The 16,138-nt window shown below is 37.9% G+C and carries 12 protein-coding genes and 1 pseudogene; 9 read left to right on the top strand and 4 right to left on the bottom strand.

Going from position 1 to position 16,138, the window contains the following annotated elements; genetic code table 11:
• Positions 1–265: 265 nt before the first annotated feature.
• The 4 genes from AB2N10_RS10570 (at position 266) to AB2N10_RS10555 (ending at position 2,459) form a co-directional block, all read left to right on the top strand.
• A complete protein-coding gene (locus AB2N10_RS10570) occupies positions 266–583 on the top strand; it encodes a hypothetical protein (RefSeq protein WP_354623544.1) in 318 nt (105 codons plus the stop codon).
• A 134-nt stretch (positions 584–717) separates the two neighbouring features.
• Positions 718–1,563, top strand: coding sequence for an RNA polymerase sigma factor RpoH (rpoH, locus tag AB2N10_RS10565; RefSeq protein WP_354623543.1), 846 nt, complete (start codon positions 718–720; stop codon positions 1,561–1,563).
• A 69-nt stretch (positions 1,564–1,632) separates the two neighbouring features.
• Complete coding sequence (locus tag AB2N10_RS10560; RefSeq protein ID WP_354623542.1) at positions 1,633–1,989, top strand: prephenate dehydratase domain-containing protein; 357 nt, start codon at positions 1,633–1,635, stop codon at positions 1,987–1,989.
• Positions 1,908–2,459, top strand: coding sequence for a prephenate dehydratase domain-containing protein (locus tag AB2N10_RS10555; RefSeq protein WP_354623541.1), 552 nt, complete (start codon positions 1,908–1,910; stop codon positions 2,457–2,459). The genes AB2N10_RS10560 and AB2N10_RS10555 overlap by 82 nt, the downstream gene beginning before the upstream one ends.
• Positions 2,460–2,462: 3 nt before the next feature.
• Here AB2N10_RS10555 and trmA read toward each other — a convergent pair whose 3' ends face one another.
• A complete protein-coding gene (gene trmA, locus AB2N10_RS10550; RefSeq protein WP_369433824.1) occupies positions 2,463–3,560 on the bottom strand; it encodes a tRNA (uridine(54)-C5)-methyltransferase TrmA in 1,098 nt (365 codons plus the stop codon).
• 107 nt (positions 3,561–3,667) lie between these two features.
• Here trmA and murI point away from each other — a divergent pair, with 107 nt between their 5' ends.
• A complete protein-coding gene (gene murI, locus AB2N10_RS10545) occupies positions 3,668–4,486 on the top strand; it encodes a glutamate racemase (protein ID WP_369433823.1) in 819 nt (272 codons plus the stop codon).
• Positions 4,487–4,537: 51 nt separating this feature from the next.
• Here the strand turns inward: murI and malK are convergent, their stop codons facing one another.
• Together malK and malT are read right to left on the bottom strand one after the other, a co-directional pair.
• Positions 4,538–5,671 carry a maltose/maltodextrin ABC transporter ATP-binding protein MalK gene (gene malK, locus AB2N10_RS10540; protein WP_354623538.1) on the bottom strand — a complete coding sequence of 378 codons (1,134 nt, stop codon included), beginning with the start codon at positions 5,669–5,671 and terminating at the stop codon, positions 4,538–4,540.
• 271 nt (positions 5,672–5,942) lie between these two features.
• A complete protein-coding gene (gene malT, locus AB2N10_RS10535) occupies positions 5,943–8,633 on the bottom strand; it encodes an HTH-type transcriptional regulator MalT (RefSeq protein WP_369433822.1) in 2,691 nt (896 codons plus the stop codon).
• A 546-nt stretch (positions 8,634–9,179) separates the two neighbouring features.
• Between malT and malE the strand changes: the two genes are divergently transcribed.
• The 4 genes from malE to AB2N10_RS10515 all read left to right on the top strand — a co-directional run bounded on the left by malE (position 9,180) and on the right by AB2N10_RS10515 (position 15,148).
• Positions 9,180–10,364 (top strand): maltose/maltodextrin ABC transporter substrate-binding protein MalE, encoded by a 1,185-nt coding sequence (malE, locus tag AB2N10_RS10530; protein ID WP_354623536.1) that lies wholly within the window; start codon positions 9,180–9,182, stop codon positions 10,362–10,364.
• Positions 10,365–10,442: 78 nt separating this feature from the next.
• Positions 10,443–12,005 carry a maltose ABC transporter permease MalF gene (gene malF, locus AB2N10_RS10525; protein ID WP_354623535.1) on the top strand — a complete coding sequence of 521 codons (1,563 nt, stop codon included), beginning with the start codon at positions 10,443–10,445 and terminating at the stop codon, positions 12,003–12,005.
• Between the two features lie 12 nt (positions 12,006–12,017).
• The gene (gene malG / locus AB2N10_RS10520; RefSeq protein ID WP_354623533.1) at positions 12,018–12,914 is read left to right on the top strand and encodes a maltose ABC transporter permease MalG; all 897 of its coding nucleotides are present in this window, start codon (positions 12,018–12,020) and stop codon (positions 12,912–12,914) included.
• Positions 12,915–13,072: 158 nt separating this feature from the next.
• On the top strand, positions 13,073–15,148 hold the full coding sequence (locus AB2N10_RS10515; protein ID WP_354623532.1) for a S9 family peptidase: 2,076 nt from the start codon (positions 13,073–13,075) through the stop codon (positions 15,146–15,148).
• A 44-nt stretch (positions 15,149–15,192) separates the two neighbouring features.
• Here AB2N10_RS10515 and AB2N10_RS10510 read toward each other — a convergent pair.
• Positions 15,193–15,662, bottom strand: a pseudogene (locus AB2N10_RS10510) (RNA recognition motif domain-containing protein).
• Between the last annotated feature and the right edge of the window lie 476 nt (positions 15,663–16,138).

Here is a 16,138-nt window from a genome sequence, read left to right as displayed (position 1 = left end):
CAAAATAATAGCAATCGGATTAAATATGTGATCTAAATTTTGCGCAGGAAAAATGGCTTAATTTGAGGCGTGAGTTGACGTAAATGGTGCTCCCTTTACGAAACTTACAACAAAAAAGTAAGTTATTTTAACCAGCAAAATAGATCAGCTATTTACTCCTCTTGGTATAAATAACAAGAGTGAAACGGGGTTTCACTACAAGCGAGTATTCATTTTCACCAGCATTAATGAGTAGATAACTATAGGATTTGGTATTGGGCTTCTTATGAACAAAATTATCGATATTACCGCTACCTCTCTTTTTTCGCCATTATGCCAGACCCTAATCAATGAAACCTCCATTGAGCAACGTTGTGAATTAATCAACATTGGTATTGCCAGTGAATTATTAATTATTCGTTTAGATGGCGTGGTAATTGGCTATACGACATTTACTGTGGTAGACAACCTCGATATAGAAATTAACAATATCTATATCCGCAGTATTATTAAAGATCAGACATTAGCTGAATATTGGCTCTCTCGTCATTTAAAGCGCTTTTTACGTAATAATACGTATCATAATGTCAGGCTTGCTAGTTAGCGCCTGATAAAGCTTCAGACCTAAGATGGGTATAGATTTGCTTATCCTAAATTGAGGTTATATAATCACTGCGTTAACGCTCTATCACGGCAATGGTATCGTTATATTAGCTATATATATCAATAAGGAAACACATGAGTAATACAATAAATTCAATGAGTTTAGTTCCTCAGGGAAGTATTGGCGCCTATGTTCAATCGGTTAACCAGTTTCCAATGCTTAGTGCAGAAGAGGAAAAAGAGTTGGCTGAACGCTTATTTAATGAGGGGGACTTGGATGCGGCTAAAAAATTAGTCATGTCTCATTTACGCTTCGTTGCTTATATTGCTAAAAGTTATGCTGGGTATGGCTTACCTCAAGCTGATTTAATTCAAGAAGGTAATATTGGCTTAATGAAAGCTGTAAGACGTTTTGACCCATCTATTGGCGTTCGTCTCGTCTCCTTTGCTGTGCACTGGATAAAAGCTGAAATTCATGAATATGTTATTCGTAATTGGCGCGTGGTTAAAGTAGCAACCACTAAAGCACAACGTAAACTCTTCTTTAATCTTCGCAAAGCAAAGAAACGTTTGGGTTGGTTAAGCCAAGATGAAGTTGAAACAGTTGCAGAAAATTTGAATGTTAGTACCAAAGATGTATTAGAAATGGAATCTCGTTTGAATGCACAGGATCAATCCTTTGATTTAAGTGCTAGCGATGATGAAGACGGTAATTTTTCTCCTGTCCAATACCTTGAAGATAAGAGTGCTGATGTCGCGGTTGTTGTTGAGAAAGAGTACACTGAAAAGTCGCAAAAAAATAAGCTTTATGCCGCGTTATCTATGTTGGATGAGCGCAGCCAAGATATAATTAATAGCCGTTGGTTAGATGATTCTAAAGCAACACTACATGATCTTGCTGCACGTTATGAAATATCCGCGGAGCGTGTGCGTCAACTTGAAGCAAATGCACTTAAAAAATTACAATCGCATATGATTTAACTAATATAATTAAGGTGAGCAATAAGCTCACCTTTTTATTTTCCCTACTTATCCATAGTTCGGTGGCTCATGCCTAAAATAGCAACGCTTGGCCCTAAAGAAACATTTTCAGATTTAGCCACACAGCAATACTTGCGTAGCCAAGATAAACATTATGATATTCAATATTATCCGACGCTAAGTGAGACCTTTGATGCCATTGGCAAAGAGTGTGAGTGTGGGGTATTGCCGATTGAGAACTTATCTGAAGGGTATGTACAAGTTGTTTTAGAACGCCTCATCGATACGCATTTAATTGTTATTGCTGAATTACTATTACCGATTCAATTCTCCTTTGTTGGTTATTGCAAAGATTTTTCGCAATTAACAGATTTTATGTACAGTTTGTTGCGCATGGACAGTGCTCTGAGTTTATTAATAAGTTAGCAAATATTAAAATCCATAATACACAGAGTAATATAGAGTCGTTAATGCGCGCTAAGCAGCAAGGTCAAGGAGCTGGAGCTATTATTCCTAAGCATGCATTAGAACTTGCTGATAGTAACTGTTTGATGAAGGAAAATGTGACTAATTATGAGAATAATCAGACACGCTTTTTAGTGATTAGCCATCAAGCGCAGGCACGTGTTTTCGATGCCAATTATAAAACCACCGTTGTTGTGAAAAATGATAAGGATTGTCCGGGTGTATTGGGCAATATCGTCAATGCATTTTCTCAGCAAAAAGTAAACTTAACATCGATCATGTCACGTCCGACCAAGTCCCAATTTGGAAAATACCACTTTTTTATTGATGTGGACGGCCATCAACTCGACGATAATGTCGCCCACGCCTTTGATATAATCAGTAAGCAATATTCGCTGACAATTATTGGCTCCTATATCAAAGTCCAATAAAGGCTAGCGTCTTACTAGATAGACACCCGCTTCGCTATGGTGTGTATATGGAAATTGATCAAAGAGCGCAAAACGCTTAATTTCATGGGTTTCATTAAATACGAGCAAATTATTATATAAGGTATCAGGGTTGCAGCTGATATATAAAATATTGTCATACTTTTGTACCATTTTTACCGTTTCATCATCAAGACCCGATCTAGGAGGATCGACAAAAATGGTATTGCATTGATAATCTTGTAAATTAATACCCTGTAAACGATTAAACTCACGCTCTCCATTAATAGCCTGTGTAAACTCTTCAGCAGACATGCGAATAATAGTGACATTATCAATGTTATTTTTGGCAATATTGAACTGTGCAGAATGAACAGAGGGTTTAGCTATTTCGGTTGCTAGCACTTTGTTAAAGTTTTTTGCCAGTGCAAGTGAGAAATTGCCATTACCGCAGTATAGTTCAAGTAGATCACCTTCACTATTCCGGGTGCAATCAATCGCCCACTCCAGCATTTTTATCGCGACTTGAGCATTCGGTTGAGTAAAGCTATTTTCGATTTGTTGATAGCATAATTTTTCTCCATCAACCTCTAACTCTTCTAATACATAGTCTTGATCTAATACAATTTTTTGCTTTTTAGCACGTCCAATAACGTTAATGTCGAAATGCGCTGATAGTGATGTTTTAAGTTGTGTTGCTTGTGCTACCCACTGTTCATCTAACGGTTTATGATATAGCAGGCTAATCACGATTTGGCCACTTAAGCTAGAGATAAAATCCACTTGAAATAGTTTGTAGCGTAATATCGTATTGCTTTTTAGTGCCGCAATTAATTGTGGCATAAGTTGATTTATTAGCGCGCTGGCTGGGGGGAATTGATCAACTCTAATCTTCGCTTTAGTTGCTTGGTCGAACATAATATAAAAAAGGTCATCTCCTTCATGCCAGACACGAAATTCTGAACGCATACGGTAATTGATGACTGGAGAGGGGAACGACTCTAGAGGAGGCAGTTTGAATGTTGCAAATTGATGGTTAAATTGTGTTTCTTTGGCAGCTAACTGCTGTTCATAATTATCTGGATCGACAAATTGCAGATTCATTTAAACCTCTTAATTATTGTATAATGTGCGAATTTTAAAGTAGCGATACTAAGTTGACCAGATAAATTCAGATAATTTATTTCACAGGGTAAAATAGTGGCAATTTCATGAAGCAAGCAAAACAGATTTTAATTTTCGATTCAGGTGTTGGTGGTTTATCCATATTTGAACAAATAACACGTCTTAATAGCCAAGTCGATTGCCTCTACTTATTTGACAATGCTTACTTCCCCTATGGTGAGTTAGAGGATGATTTTCTCATTAAGCGCTTAACTGAACTGTTATTAGCGGTTGTTGAAAAGCATGCTATTGATTTAATCGTTATCGCTTGCAATTCTGCTAGTACTGTCGCATTACAAGTATTAAGAGCGCATTTTACTATTCCTATTGTTGGTGTTGTCCCTGCCATTAAACCTGCAGCACAGTTAACAAAAAATGGGGTGATCGGTTTACTTGCAACACCTGCAACTATCAATCGAGAATATACCAAATTACTGATCGATGAATTTGCCCCCAATTTAACTGTATTGAAAATAGGCTCAACCGCTTTGGTCAAAATGGCAGAGCAAAAGTTGCGTGGCATAGTGGTTGATCAAGCCAACTTACAAAAAATATTTGAGCCGTGGCTAACGCTGTGTGAAAAACCAGATGTAATTGTACTCGGTTGCACTCATTTTCCATTGTTAAAAGAGGAAATTGCAGGTTGTTTTGAACGGCAGGTTCAGTTGGTCGATCCTGGTGTTGCGGTGGCAAATCGTGTTAATCAATTATTGGGCAAGCAAACGGAGAGTAACTCCGTGACTGGGTATCGTGCTTATTATACAAAGGAATATAGTGAAACTGAAAAAGAGAATTTGGCTGCATTAAAGCAGAATTTTTTTGACTATGGTTTTGTTGAGCTTTGTTATTTAAATGAATTGCTATAACCAAAAAGGAGCCTTAAGGCTCCTTTTTGGTGGTTAAAGCATCATTACTATTTAAAGGCTACCGATTTCTTTAAAGGTACGACGGCATGCTGTGCCATCTTCTTTAAATAGGTGGCAACGATGAGCTGGGAATTTAAACGCAATCTCTTCGCCTAGAGCCACTTTAGCAACATCAAAGTAACGAATGATTAAGTCACTTTCAATGCCTTTAGCTTCTACATAAATTTGTGTTTCATGGCCTAATTGCTCAAGTACTTGGATTTCACCAACGAGACAATCTTTTTTGCTTCCATCACCACATTGAACAGAGCATGATGTATCAATATGCTCAGGGCGAATACCAACTGAAACGGGATCACCAATTTTTAATGTATCGTGCTCAACTTGTACCGTGATTAGTGATTTATCAGCTAATTGAACTACAACGCCTTCATCATTTAACTCTTGAACTCGTGCATTTACAAAGTTCATTTTTGGTGAACCGATAAAGCCTGCTACAAAACGATTTTCAGGATTATGGTATAACTCAAGAGGTGTACCAAGTTGTGCCACTCGACCACCTTCTAGTACTACGATACGGTCAGCCATTGTCATCGCTTCAACCTGATCATGTGTAACATAAACCATAGTTGAATTTAGACGTTTGTGCAGTTTGGTAATTTCAATACGCATTTGTACACGTAGTGATGCATCAAGATTTGATAGTGGCTCATCAAATAGCAATACTTTTGGACGGTTTACTAGCGTACGACCAATTGCCACACGTTGTTGTTGACCACCTGATAACTCTTTTGGTTTTTTATGTAGCTGAGAACCAAGTTGTAAAATTGAAGAGGCATAGTCAACACGCTCTTGAATTTCAGCTTCTGGTGTTTTCGCTAAACGTAAACCAAAGGTCATGTTGTCCTTAAGGTTTAAGTGAGGATAAAGTGCATAGGATTGAAATACCATGCTGATAGAGCGTTTTGATGGAGGTGTGTCATTAACACGTTCGCCATCGATATAGAGGTCACCGGATGTAATATCTTCTAATCCAGCAATCATACGTAGTAGTGTTGTTTTACCACAGCCAGATGGGCCAACAAAGGCTATAAATTCACCATCAACAATTTCTAAGTCAATATCTTTTTGAACAACAACATTACCAAATGCTTTTGTTATTTTTTTTAATACAACGCCTGCCATTAACTTTACCTTCTCTATTATTGATGTTTATAGGATTTAGTTTATTTCTTATGTATTAGGAATCTAATCAAATGCATAGGAGATAATATAAACCAAAATATTCTAGATAAATATTCTGAGCTATGGTCGCTTCATAAGCATCCTCCTCAAGGGGGCGTAGGCCTTATTTGAGGGGGCGTAGAGTTGGCTTTTGAGAAGCAGATCTCGTTATTTTTGATTATCTATCTCATTTTACATTCCTATTATGGACTATTTTTTTTACTGTGAATGGCTATTCATCAATAAGTGTGACCAACTCTTCACTTAAAACCATTGCCTCATTACGATCACCTAAGCCTAGTTTTTGGTAAACGTTACGAATGTGAGATTTTATAGTTGTTGGTGCAACGCCCATCATTTTTGCTATTTGATGATTTCGGTAACCTGCATAGATCATCCCCAATACTTCCCACTCCCTAGGCGTTAGCTGAATATTTTTTACTAACATAGGAACGCGAGGATGCGCTTGAATTTTTTTTACACTTTCAGGCGTAAAAGGGATTTTCTGTGGCTCGTTTACGTTAATGCCAGATAGGGAGAGCAAATAAGCTAATCGTTCTTTTACGGAATGAAGTAGTGAATCATCATCCGCTAATTCTAGGTAAACTGATTTTAAATTACCTGATTCTCGGACAAAGCAAGTTGTTAATCCCGTTAATAGGGATAACTCTAAAGCTTGTAATAAATGTTTCTTAGCTGATTCTAATTTCTTTAAGCGGCAGTCGACAGTTGTTAATAAGATTAAATTACGATTGACTTCCTGTAATAGTTCGCACGCTTGGGCATCGGCAATATTACTTTCTAATAACGTCTCTGCTTTGTCTAAATCCCCTAGCTGTATATAAGCACGAATGCGATTGCGATTGTGGCATTGATCAAAGTGATTGCGAGCATGCTCAGGAATAGGTGCATTTTCTAGCCAACGTTCAATCGCGGTGATATCGTTGCAAGTACGCCAGTATTTTATGCGAACATAGTTTGCAGATGCTATCCAATCACTATGAAAATGTTGTTTTCGTATTAGTCTTTCAATCTCTTCAATTAAGGGCGCGGTTTGGTCACGATCTTTTTTCTCCAGCGCTATCTTTGCTTGTAACGTATAAGTATATAAACGCCACTGTTCTCCATAGGGAGAAACCACTTTTAAAGCACTTTTACAAAGGTGTTCTGCAAGTTCAAAGTCGCCCTCTTGATAGGCCTTTTGTGCTTTAAAATGTAGTGGAAAAGCATATAGGGGTAATTTCTGCAAATGATACTTGTTGATCAAGCTGATCGCTGCATCGATATGTCTTTCAGCTTCGACATGATTACTCTGTGCATGAAGTATTTCACCCTGTTGGTAAAAAGCCCAAATCACACTTTGGTGCATGTGCTGTCCATTGGCGAGCATTTTCACTTCTTGAAAATATTGATATGCGAGCGGTAGATTACCAAGGCAGTGGTATGCTTCCCCCATGATTGCCTGTGCAACAATATTAACCCGTATGCTATTTGTTTCCATGGTTAATAATGTTTTTTGAGCCTGACTCAAGGCATCTTCAATTTTTCCGTGATTTATTGCTATTTGTGCATGAATCACGGGTAGCTCATTTTTTACTTGTTCAGAGAGGGAAATATTTTTCTCTGCAAAAATTGCTTCTGCTTTCTTGATAAGGGGCTCGACTTTGTAACCTTGATGGCGACTGCGTAGCATCCATAATTCTAGTAGTACAAGCTCTGGATATTCCCATATTGCATCTTTAATAATGTCAAAACATTCATCGAGACTACTTAAGTGGCCATCGTCGAGTAGTTGCCAACCAGCCCCTTTAAGTAAATCAATAATTAATTGTTGGTCTTGGCTTTTTAGGGCATGGGGTAATGCTTCTTCGATATTCTGTTTAGATAACCAAAGTCGTGCAATCTTTGTATGGTCGCTCTTAATCCCCGGAGTGTTTTTGCATTTATGCAAGAGGAAGGTTTTAAAGAATGAATGAAATGTGAACCACTCTTTTTGATTGTTGTTAGCTACGATAAAAGCACCTTGTTCTTGTAGGCGCTCTAACTGTTCTTGACCATTATCAATTTGACAGAGGCTATTAACAATATCCGCATCAACTTTGTTAAGTGGTGCAATCGTTAATAGCAAGGTCTGCAATTTTGGATTAAGTAGAGAAAAAACTTCCTCATCAAGATAATCCCAGAGATAGGCATGATTACTTTTACCTATTTGTTCAGCACATTCATTAAATGTATCGCTATCTTTACTTAGAATTGAAACCAGTTGTAAGGCGGCTGGCCAACCATCTACACTTTTGCGTAATGCCTGTTGTTTTTCAGGGTCGCGGTAAAAATCAGTGCAAAGTGCAAAAAAAGAATCAGTTTCTAAATCGGTAAATGCTAATTCAGCTTCGGATATCTCAAAAAGCTGCTGCTTAAGGCGTAAATTGGAAACTGGTAAATTTGGGTGTGTGCGACTGGCAATAACCATTTGCCAAGTATTAGGCATGTTTTTAATAAAAAAGCTGATACCTTGGTGAATAACTGGGTTTTTTATGTGGTGGTAGTTATCCAGAACAATACAAATTGGCACGTTATATTCAGATATTTCACTAATAAAGAGAGTGAAGAGATTGATCAGGTCAGGGTATTGACTCTGTTTGACAGCTTCTAGTGAAGCAGGGCAATTAATGGCATTTATTTCATTAATGGAGTGGATAAAATAATTACTGAAGCGGCTGATGTTATCATCAAATCGATCAATGCTAAACCAAGCTAAATGTTTTTTACTTTGTGCCCAATCTGTCATTGCAGTGGTTTTTCCATAACCTGCAGGTGCGCAAATTAACCCTAATTTGCAATTCCCTAGGTTGTGCATCAGTCGCTTGCGGACTATGCTTCTTTTAAGTGGAGTGGGGAGTGATAATTTTGATTTGATAATCATACTAAACCTTTAATTAAAGCAGCATCTAATACTAGTTAAGTAGCTTCGTTAGATACTTAATTTCTTCCTTGATTCGACTATTTGATGCTGCTATCGCTTTCATTCGCGCTTTAATACAGCTTTACATCAATCCTATCGTCGTAAATAGCAAACATTATTGTTTGATTTTACAGTAAAATGTTAGGCGTAATGATAGTTAGTTAATATATGTTAACGTTTTATGGATGAAGAATATAGATGTGCAGTTAAATAAGCTACGCCCTTCTATAAATAACCTCCTCCCAGCGGCGTTTAAAATGCAATAAAACGATATCCATTGCAACTAACTCGTGCGGCTTTTAACCCTAATTTAGTGCGTTAGGTAACATTATTTACATTAACATGGCATTGTTTAGGGGGGGCGTAGAGGGAGGGGGGGTGACGATTTTTTTGGGGGGGGGCTATTGTCTCCCTCGTTTTTAAGGTTATTAGATAAACCAGATGAAAAACGAAGTTGAAGAATGATACAAAACTAAAAACTACCATTTATATTTTAAAGGAATTTTTATGAAAAAAGTATTAGGTACATTAGCTGTTTCAGTATTGGTTGCACTAGGCAGTGTAAATGTTGCTCATGCAAAAATGGACGGTGGCAAAATCACTATTTGGATTAATGGTGATAAAGGCTATGACGGCTTAGCTGAAGTTGGTAAAAAATTCGAGTCGGACACTGGTATAGAAGTCATTGTTGCACATCCTGACAAATTAGAAGAAAAATATGGTCAAGTAGCAGCGACTGGTGCTGGTCCAGATATCGTATTCTGGGCTCATGACCGTTTCGGTGGTTGGGCTAAAGCTGGTTTACTAGCTGAAATTAAACCAAGTAAAGAGTTAAAAGGTAAAATGGCTGACTTTACTTGGGATGCGGTAATGTATGACGGTAAATATATCGGTTACCCAATCGCTGTTGAATCTCTATCTTTGATTTACAACAAAGATTTAGTACCTAATCCTCCTAAATCATGGGAAGAGATGGCTGCCCTTGATGCGAAACTTAAAAAAGATGGTAAATCAGCAATCATGTGGAACTTAAAAGAACCGTTCTTCACATGGCCTTTACTAGCTGCTGACGGTGGTTACGCATTCAAATTTGCTAACGGTGGTTATGACGTTAAAAATACAGGTGTAAATGAGCCTGGTGCAAAAGCGGCACTACAATTCCTACTTGATATGATTTCTAGCAAACAGATCAGTGCAGATGTTGATTACTCAGTTGCTGAATCTGCATTTAACGCAGGTGAAACAGCGATGACTATCAATGGTCCTTGGTCTTGGGGCAATATTGATAAAAGTGGCGTTAACTATGGCGTAACAATTTTACCTACATTTAAAGGTAAAGCAGCGAAACCATTCGTAGGTGTATTAACTGCAGGTATTAATATTGCGAGCCCTAACCGAGAGCTTGCAAAAGAGTTTATCGAAAACTATCTATTGACTGATGCTGGTCTTGAGTTAGTAAATAATGATAAACCACTTGGTGCTGTGGCATTGAACTCTTTCCAAGCTAAGCTTGAAGCAGATCCTCGTATTGCTGCAACAATGCAAAATGCTCAAACTGGTGAGTTAATGCCTAATATACCTGAAATGTCAAAATTCTGGTATGCAGAAGGTGCTGCAATCAACAATGCTGTACAAGGTCGTCAGACTGTATCAGCTGCGCTAGATGCTGCAGCTGCACGTATTGTTAAATAACAATAGTAAGTAAAAAGAGGCTCTTAGGGTAGTCACTCTAAGAGTCTTTATTGATTGAGTTTTACCTCTGAGGAATTTATGGAACTATCTATTAAATCGGAAAATGCACCGTCTTCTAGTGCGAATTGGATTAAGTGGGGATTATTAACACTTATTTCATTAATAGCGGGTTATGCAGTTGTTTTGATGTATGCACAAGACGAAATTGTGTTTGCGTTAGTAACCCTTGTTTTGGTCTCCTCGGGTGTGGTTGTTTTTGCACGTCAAGATACATACGCTCATCGTTATGTATATCCTGGCATAGCGGCAATGTTCTTATTCATCATATTCCCACTTATGTATACGGTCGGTATCGCCTTTACTAACTATAGTGGTGCGAATCAATTAACATTTGAACGTGTTGAATCACAATTTCTAGCACAAACCTATGAAAAGCCAGGAACAAGTTATAAATTTGATGTCTATATTTTAGATGACGAAAAGATTCAGCTTTACTTAAGTAAAGGTGAGGACGTTTTTGTTACAGCCCCGTTAACATTAAGTTCAGTTGAGGAAAATGTTAACTTAAAAGTCGCTGGTGATGAGAGAGTTGGTGAGCTTGCTAAAGTTCGATTCCTTGTTCAAAACCGTAGTAATTTAAGTAAATTAAAACTGTATACCATTGATGAAAAAGTTCTCTCTATGCAGGGATTACGTAAGTTTTCTGAAGTTGTACCTCTGTATGCTGCTGCTGATGATCAAGGTACATTAATTAATCAAGTTGATGGCACGACTATTAAACCGAATTTTGAAGTCGGTAATTATCAGGGTGTTGATGCAAATGGTAATTTCTCAGGTCAGTTATTGACACCTGGATTTGTGGTTAATAACGGTTGGGATAATTTTGCTCGTATTTTCCTCGATAAAGGTATTCAAGGACCATTCTTACAAATTTTTATCTGGACAATTATTTTTGCTGGTGGCTCAGTATTCTTTACTCTGGCTGTGGGCCTTGTACTAGCAACGGTTGTGCAGTGGGATGAGTTAAAAGGTAAAGCAATTTACCGTATGCTGTTAATACTGCCATATGCGGTACCCGCTTTTATATCTATTTTGATATTTAAAGGTTTATTTAACCAAAGCTTTGGTGAGATAAATGGACTTCTAAATGCAATTTTCGGTGTTCAATTAAAGTGGTTTACTGAACCTTATTTAGCAAAAGCAATGCTCTTAATTGTTAATACATGGTTAGGTTACCCCTATGTAATGATCCTATGTATGGGTCTATTAAAATCAATTCCGAGTGATTTATATGAAGCCTCTGCAATTGATGGTGCGGGACCGTTAGATAATTTCTTTAAAATAACTTTCCCATTAATCATTAAACCGTTAACGCCACTACTGATTGCAAGTTTTGCCTTTAACTTTAATAACTTTGTATTGATTCAACTATTAACCAACGGTACGCCGGATATTATCGGTTCTTCGACTCCAGCTGGTCATACAGACTTATTGGTTAGTTATACATACCGTATCGCCTTTGAAGGTGGTGGTGGTCAAGACTTTGGCTTGGCAAGTGCGATTGCAACAATAATCTTCTTGATGGTTGCTGTGTTAGCATTTATTAACCTACGTGCTTCGAAAAAACAACAAGCTTCTTAAAGGAACAATCTAATGGCTATTGTTAAATCTAAAAATGAACAAAAACGCGTCTGGTTTGCCCATGCATTTTTATTAATCTTTTGTGCAACGATTTTATTTCCACTATTGATGATTATTGCCATCTCGTTTCGAGAAGGTAACTTCGCAGCGGGATCGTTAATTCCTGATAACCCAACGCTAGATCACTGGCGACTTGCATTAGGTTTAAGTGTCACTAATGCCGATGGAACTATTTCAGCGCCTCCATTTCCGGTTTTGAGCTGGCTATGGAACTCGGTGAAAGTAGCAGGTATTACGTCAATATTAGTTGTTGTATTATCAACAACATCTGCTTACGCATTTGCTCGAATGAAATTTGCGGGTAAAAAAGTATTGTTAGAAGGGATGTTAATATTTCAAATGTTCCCAGCTGTGCTTGCGTTAGTGGCGTTATATGCATTATTCGATAAAGTTGGTGACTATATCCCATTCCTTGGTTTAAATACTCACGGGGGCTTAATCTTTGCTTATTTAGGCGGTATTGCATTACATGTTTGGACTATCAAAGGTTATTTTGAAACGATTGATGTTTCTCTAGAAGAGGCTGCATCGTTAGATGGTGCGACACCTTGGCAGGCATTTAGGTTGGTGTTATTACCGCTTTCTGTGCCTATTCTAGCCGTGGTATTTATCCTGTCATTTGTGGCTGCAGTTACTGAAGTGCCAGTTGCTTCATTATTGTTAGTTGACGTCCCTGTTGAGAACTATACCTTAGCGGTTGGTATGCAACAGTATCTGCACCCACAAAACTATTTATGGGGCGATTTCGCAGCCGCAGCGGTTCTATCGGCAATACCGATTACCGTTGTGTTCATGCTCGCACAAAAATGGTTAGTAGGTGGTTTAACCGCAGGTGGTAATAAAGGTTAAATCAATACATCAAACAGCTCCCTTGGGAGCTGTTTTTTTATATCCATTTACTCTTCTTGAATTAATGCTTCCTTTCACTACTCTATTTCAAGGCATGCTTTGCCAATCTATTAGCGAGTGTTAATATTTCCCCTCTTTAAATCATCATTGAGCAAGCCATGCAAACTGCTAATAAACGTTATGCCCCTTACGCACCGAAAAAACGGTATATTCACGAGATGCATGGTCATCAACGCTGTGATGATTATTTTTGGCTACGAGATGATAAACGCGAATCCGCTGACGTGTTAAATTATCTTAAACAAGAAAATGCCTATACAGAGCATGAAATGGCACCATTAGCGACATTACAAAATACCTTATATAAAGAGATGGTCGCGCGACAAGAGCCTGCGCTAAGTACGGTTCCTTATTTTAAAAATGGCTTTTACTATTTATCGCGATTTGATGAAGGCAAAGATTACCCTATTTATAGTCGACATGAAGGAACAATGGATGCTGCAGATGAGATTTATCTGGATTGCAATCAGCGCGCAATAGGGCATGAGTATTATGAATTAGGTGATTTAACACTATCAAGCAACGCCATGCTATTGGCTTTTTCTGAGGATGTTATTAGTCGTCGGCAATATCGGCTCTATTTTAAAAACTTGCAAACGAACGAGGTACTTGATGACATCATTGAAGATGTTTCTGCCGTCGTTTGGGCAAATGACAATAAAACGGTTTTTTATGTTAAGCAACATCCTAAGACTTTATTGCCCTATCAAGTTTATCGGCATACGCTCGGGGATGCGATAGAAAATGACCAATTAGTTTACCAAGAAAGTGATGAAAGCTTTTATGTTGATATATATAAAACGCGTTGTGAACAATATGTCGTTATTTATATTGAAAGCAGTACAACGTCGGAATGCTTGCTGTTAGATGCTAATTATCCGCTACAGCCGCCGCAGATATTTTTGCCGCGATCAGAAGGGCATGAATATCGGATTGACCATTTCCAAGGCCTATTTTACATACGCACGAATTTATCCGGTAAAAACTTTGCTTTACAAACTTCCCGTGTATCGGTTAATAGTGATAGTGCACATTGGAAAACGTTAATTTCAGCTCGAGAAGCGGTATTACTTGAAGACTTTGAATTAATGTCTGATTGGTTAGTTGTTGAAGAACGGTCTGCAGGATTACCTCAGCTACGCCAAATTCACTATAATAGCGGCGAATCTAAACTCATTACATTTAATGATCCTGCCTATAGTGTGTTTAGTCATTACAATCCCGATCCTAATAGCAGTAAATTTCGTTACCAATATACCTCTTTTACCACGCCTACAACCGTTTATGAGCTTGACTTAAATAGTGGTGTTACTGAGATATTAAAACAGCGCATTGTGATGGGTGGTTTTGAAAGTGGTGATTACAAAAGTGAACGAATTACCATAGTAGCCCGCGATGGTACCAATATTCCCGTCACTTTGGTCTACCGACGTGCACTTTTCAATAACCATAATCCTATTTTAATCTATGGCTATGGTTCCTATGGACACAGTTTAGATATTACCTTTAGTGCTGCTAATCTCAGTCTATTAGACCGTGGTTTTGTATATGCGGTGGCCCATGTCAGAGGAGGTGAGGAGCTTGGGCGTGCTTGGTATGAAGATGCAAGGCTGCTAAAAAAGAAAAATACATTTAATGATTTTATAGATGTGACCAAAGGATTAATTACACAAAATTATGCAGATCCTAGTAAGGTTTTTGCCATGGGAGGCAGTGCTGGAGGATTATTGATGGGGGTGGTTATCAATGATGCGGCCGAGCTATATTGCGGTATTGTTGCTGCAGTCCCCTTTGTTGATATTGTGTCGACTATGCTCGATGAATCTATACCTTTAACAACGGGAGAGTATGATGAGTGGGGAAATCCTAATATTGAACACTATTATCATTATATGCTCTCATATAGTCCATATGATCAAGTAAAAAGGCAGGATTATCCAAACATGTTAGTCACCACAGGCTTACATGATTCGAACGTCCAATATTGGGAGCCCGCGAAGTGGGTTGCCAAGTTGCGGGCATTAAAAACTGATAACAATCAATTACTGTTGTATACGGATATGGAAGCGGGTCATGGTGGTAAGTCTGGTCGATTTAAGCCTTTTCATGATACGGCGAGGGAATTCGCTTTTTTAATTAACCTCGCCTGCAATGATAATATCGAGCAGGCATAAAAAAACGCCCAAAGGGCGTTTATGCAGATAGCAATAAATATTGACTAATTTTCGCTATTATCATCATTGCGTGGTGCTCTTTCATTCGCTTCACGCACTTTTAATGAGCGATCTTGAAATTCATACTCATTTAATGCAGCGATAGCATTTTTAGCATCTTCCTCGGGCATTTCTACAAAACCAAAGCCACGACGTTTACCGTGTGCTTATCTTTCATTAAACGTACTGAAATAACTTTGCCATGCTCTGAAAACAGTGTACGGATAGCCATCTCATTTGCGCGATAAGGTAAGTTTCCAACATAAAGTGTCGCAGTTGTAAAATCTGCAGTGTTTGCTTCTTCACTTGTGTTCGTTGATTTAGTTGTTGGAATAAATTGAATGGCAAGCCCCGTTGCTAAAGCGCCAATAACAAATAAATATTGACCAGGTATATTAATGCCTGATACAGAAATAACGATAAATCCTAATATCGCCACTGCGACAGAAAGCAACACAGATGTGTTTGATTTCATAATTAAATAACCTCAAAGATAGATAGAAAAACATCGACATCGATAGATGCGATATGGATTGAATAATGATTAAGAATCTCTTTTTTCGGTTGTTGGCTGCACAAATTAATTTGCTCCTTGCCGTTACTGTTCCCTAAAAAAAGCAAACATATTGTAAGCTAAAACGATCAATTCTGTTAACAATAATAGGTGCTTATTGAACATAAGTAGGTTGGTTTTGTGAAATAGCACACGCTTAAAAAGGATTGGTGAAAAATTAAAAGTGATTATTTTCTATTCTATTGGCGATATCTTTGTTTGCTATCTTTATTGAAAAGGGGATTGTGTCATAAAGATAGCGGTGGATTGATTAATTCGTTAGAATGCGTAGCATTTATATATCGAAGCTTCTTGCTCCATTTTAAAGTCTAGAAAGCGTCGCTATGAAAGCCCATATTACAGCGCATGCAGCATGCAATAACACAGGTATTTAATGT

The organism is Psychromonas sp. MME1 (assembly GCF_041080865.1).
In the GTDB taxonomy this organism is placed as follows: Bacteria; Pseudomonadota; Gammaproteobacteria; order Enterobacterales; family Psychromonadaceae; genus Psychromonas.
This window is presented reverse-complemented; position numbering and strand designations above follow the sequence as displayed.

Coding starts and splice junctions, on each gene's coding strand:
- AB2N10_RS10570 (WP_354623544.1), top strand. CDS start 266: ATGAACAAAATTATCGATATTACCGCTACCTCTCTTTTTTCGCCATTA.
- rpoH (WP_354623543.1), top strand. CDS start 718: ATGAGTAATACAATAAATTCAATGAGTTTAGTTCCTCAGGGAAGTATT.
- AB2N10_RS10560 (WP_354623542.1), top strand. CDS start 1,633: ATGCCTAAAATAGCAACGCTTGGCCCTAAAGAAACATTTTCAGATTTA.
- trmA (WP_369433824.1), bottom strand. CDS start 3,560: ATGAATCTGCAATTTGTCGATCCAGATAATTATGAACAGCAGTTAGCT.
- murI (WP_369433823.1), top strand. CDS start 3,668: ATGAAGCAAGCAAAACAGATTTTAATTTTCGATTCAGGTGTTGGTGGT.
- malK (WP_354623538.1), bottom strand. CDS start 5,671: ATGGCAGGCGTTGTATTAAAAAAAATAACAAAAGCATTTGGTAATGTT.
- malT (WP_369433822.1), bottom strand. CDS start 8,633: ATGATTATCAAATCAAAATTATCACTCCCCACTCCACTTAAAAGAAGC.
- malE (WP_354623536.1), top strand. CDS start 9,180: ATGAAAAAAGTATTAGGTACATTAGCTGTTTCAGTATTGGTTGCACTA.
- malF (WP_354623535.1), top strand. CDS start 10,443: ATGGAACTATCTATTAAATCGGAAAATGCACCGTCTTCTAGTGCGAAT.
- malG (WP_354623533.1), top strand. CDS start 12,018: ATGGCTATTGTTAAATCTAAAAATGAACAAAAACGCGTCTGGTTTGCC.
- AB2N10_RS10515 (WP_354623532.1), top strand. CDS start 13,073: ATGCAAACTGCTAATAAACGTTATGCCCCTTACGCACCGAAAAAACGG.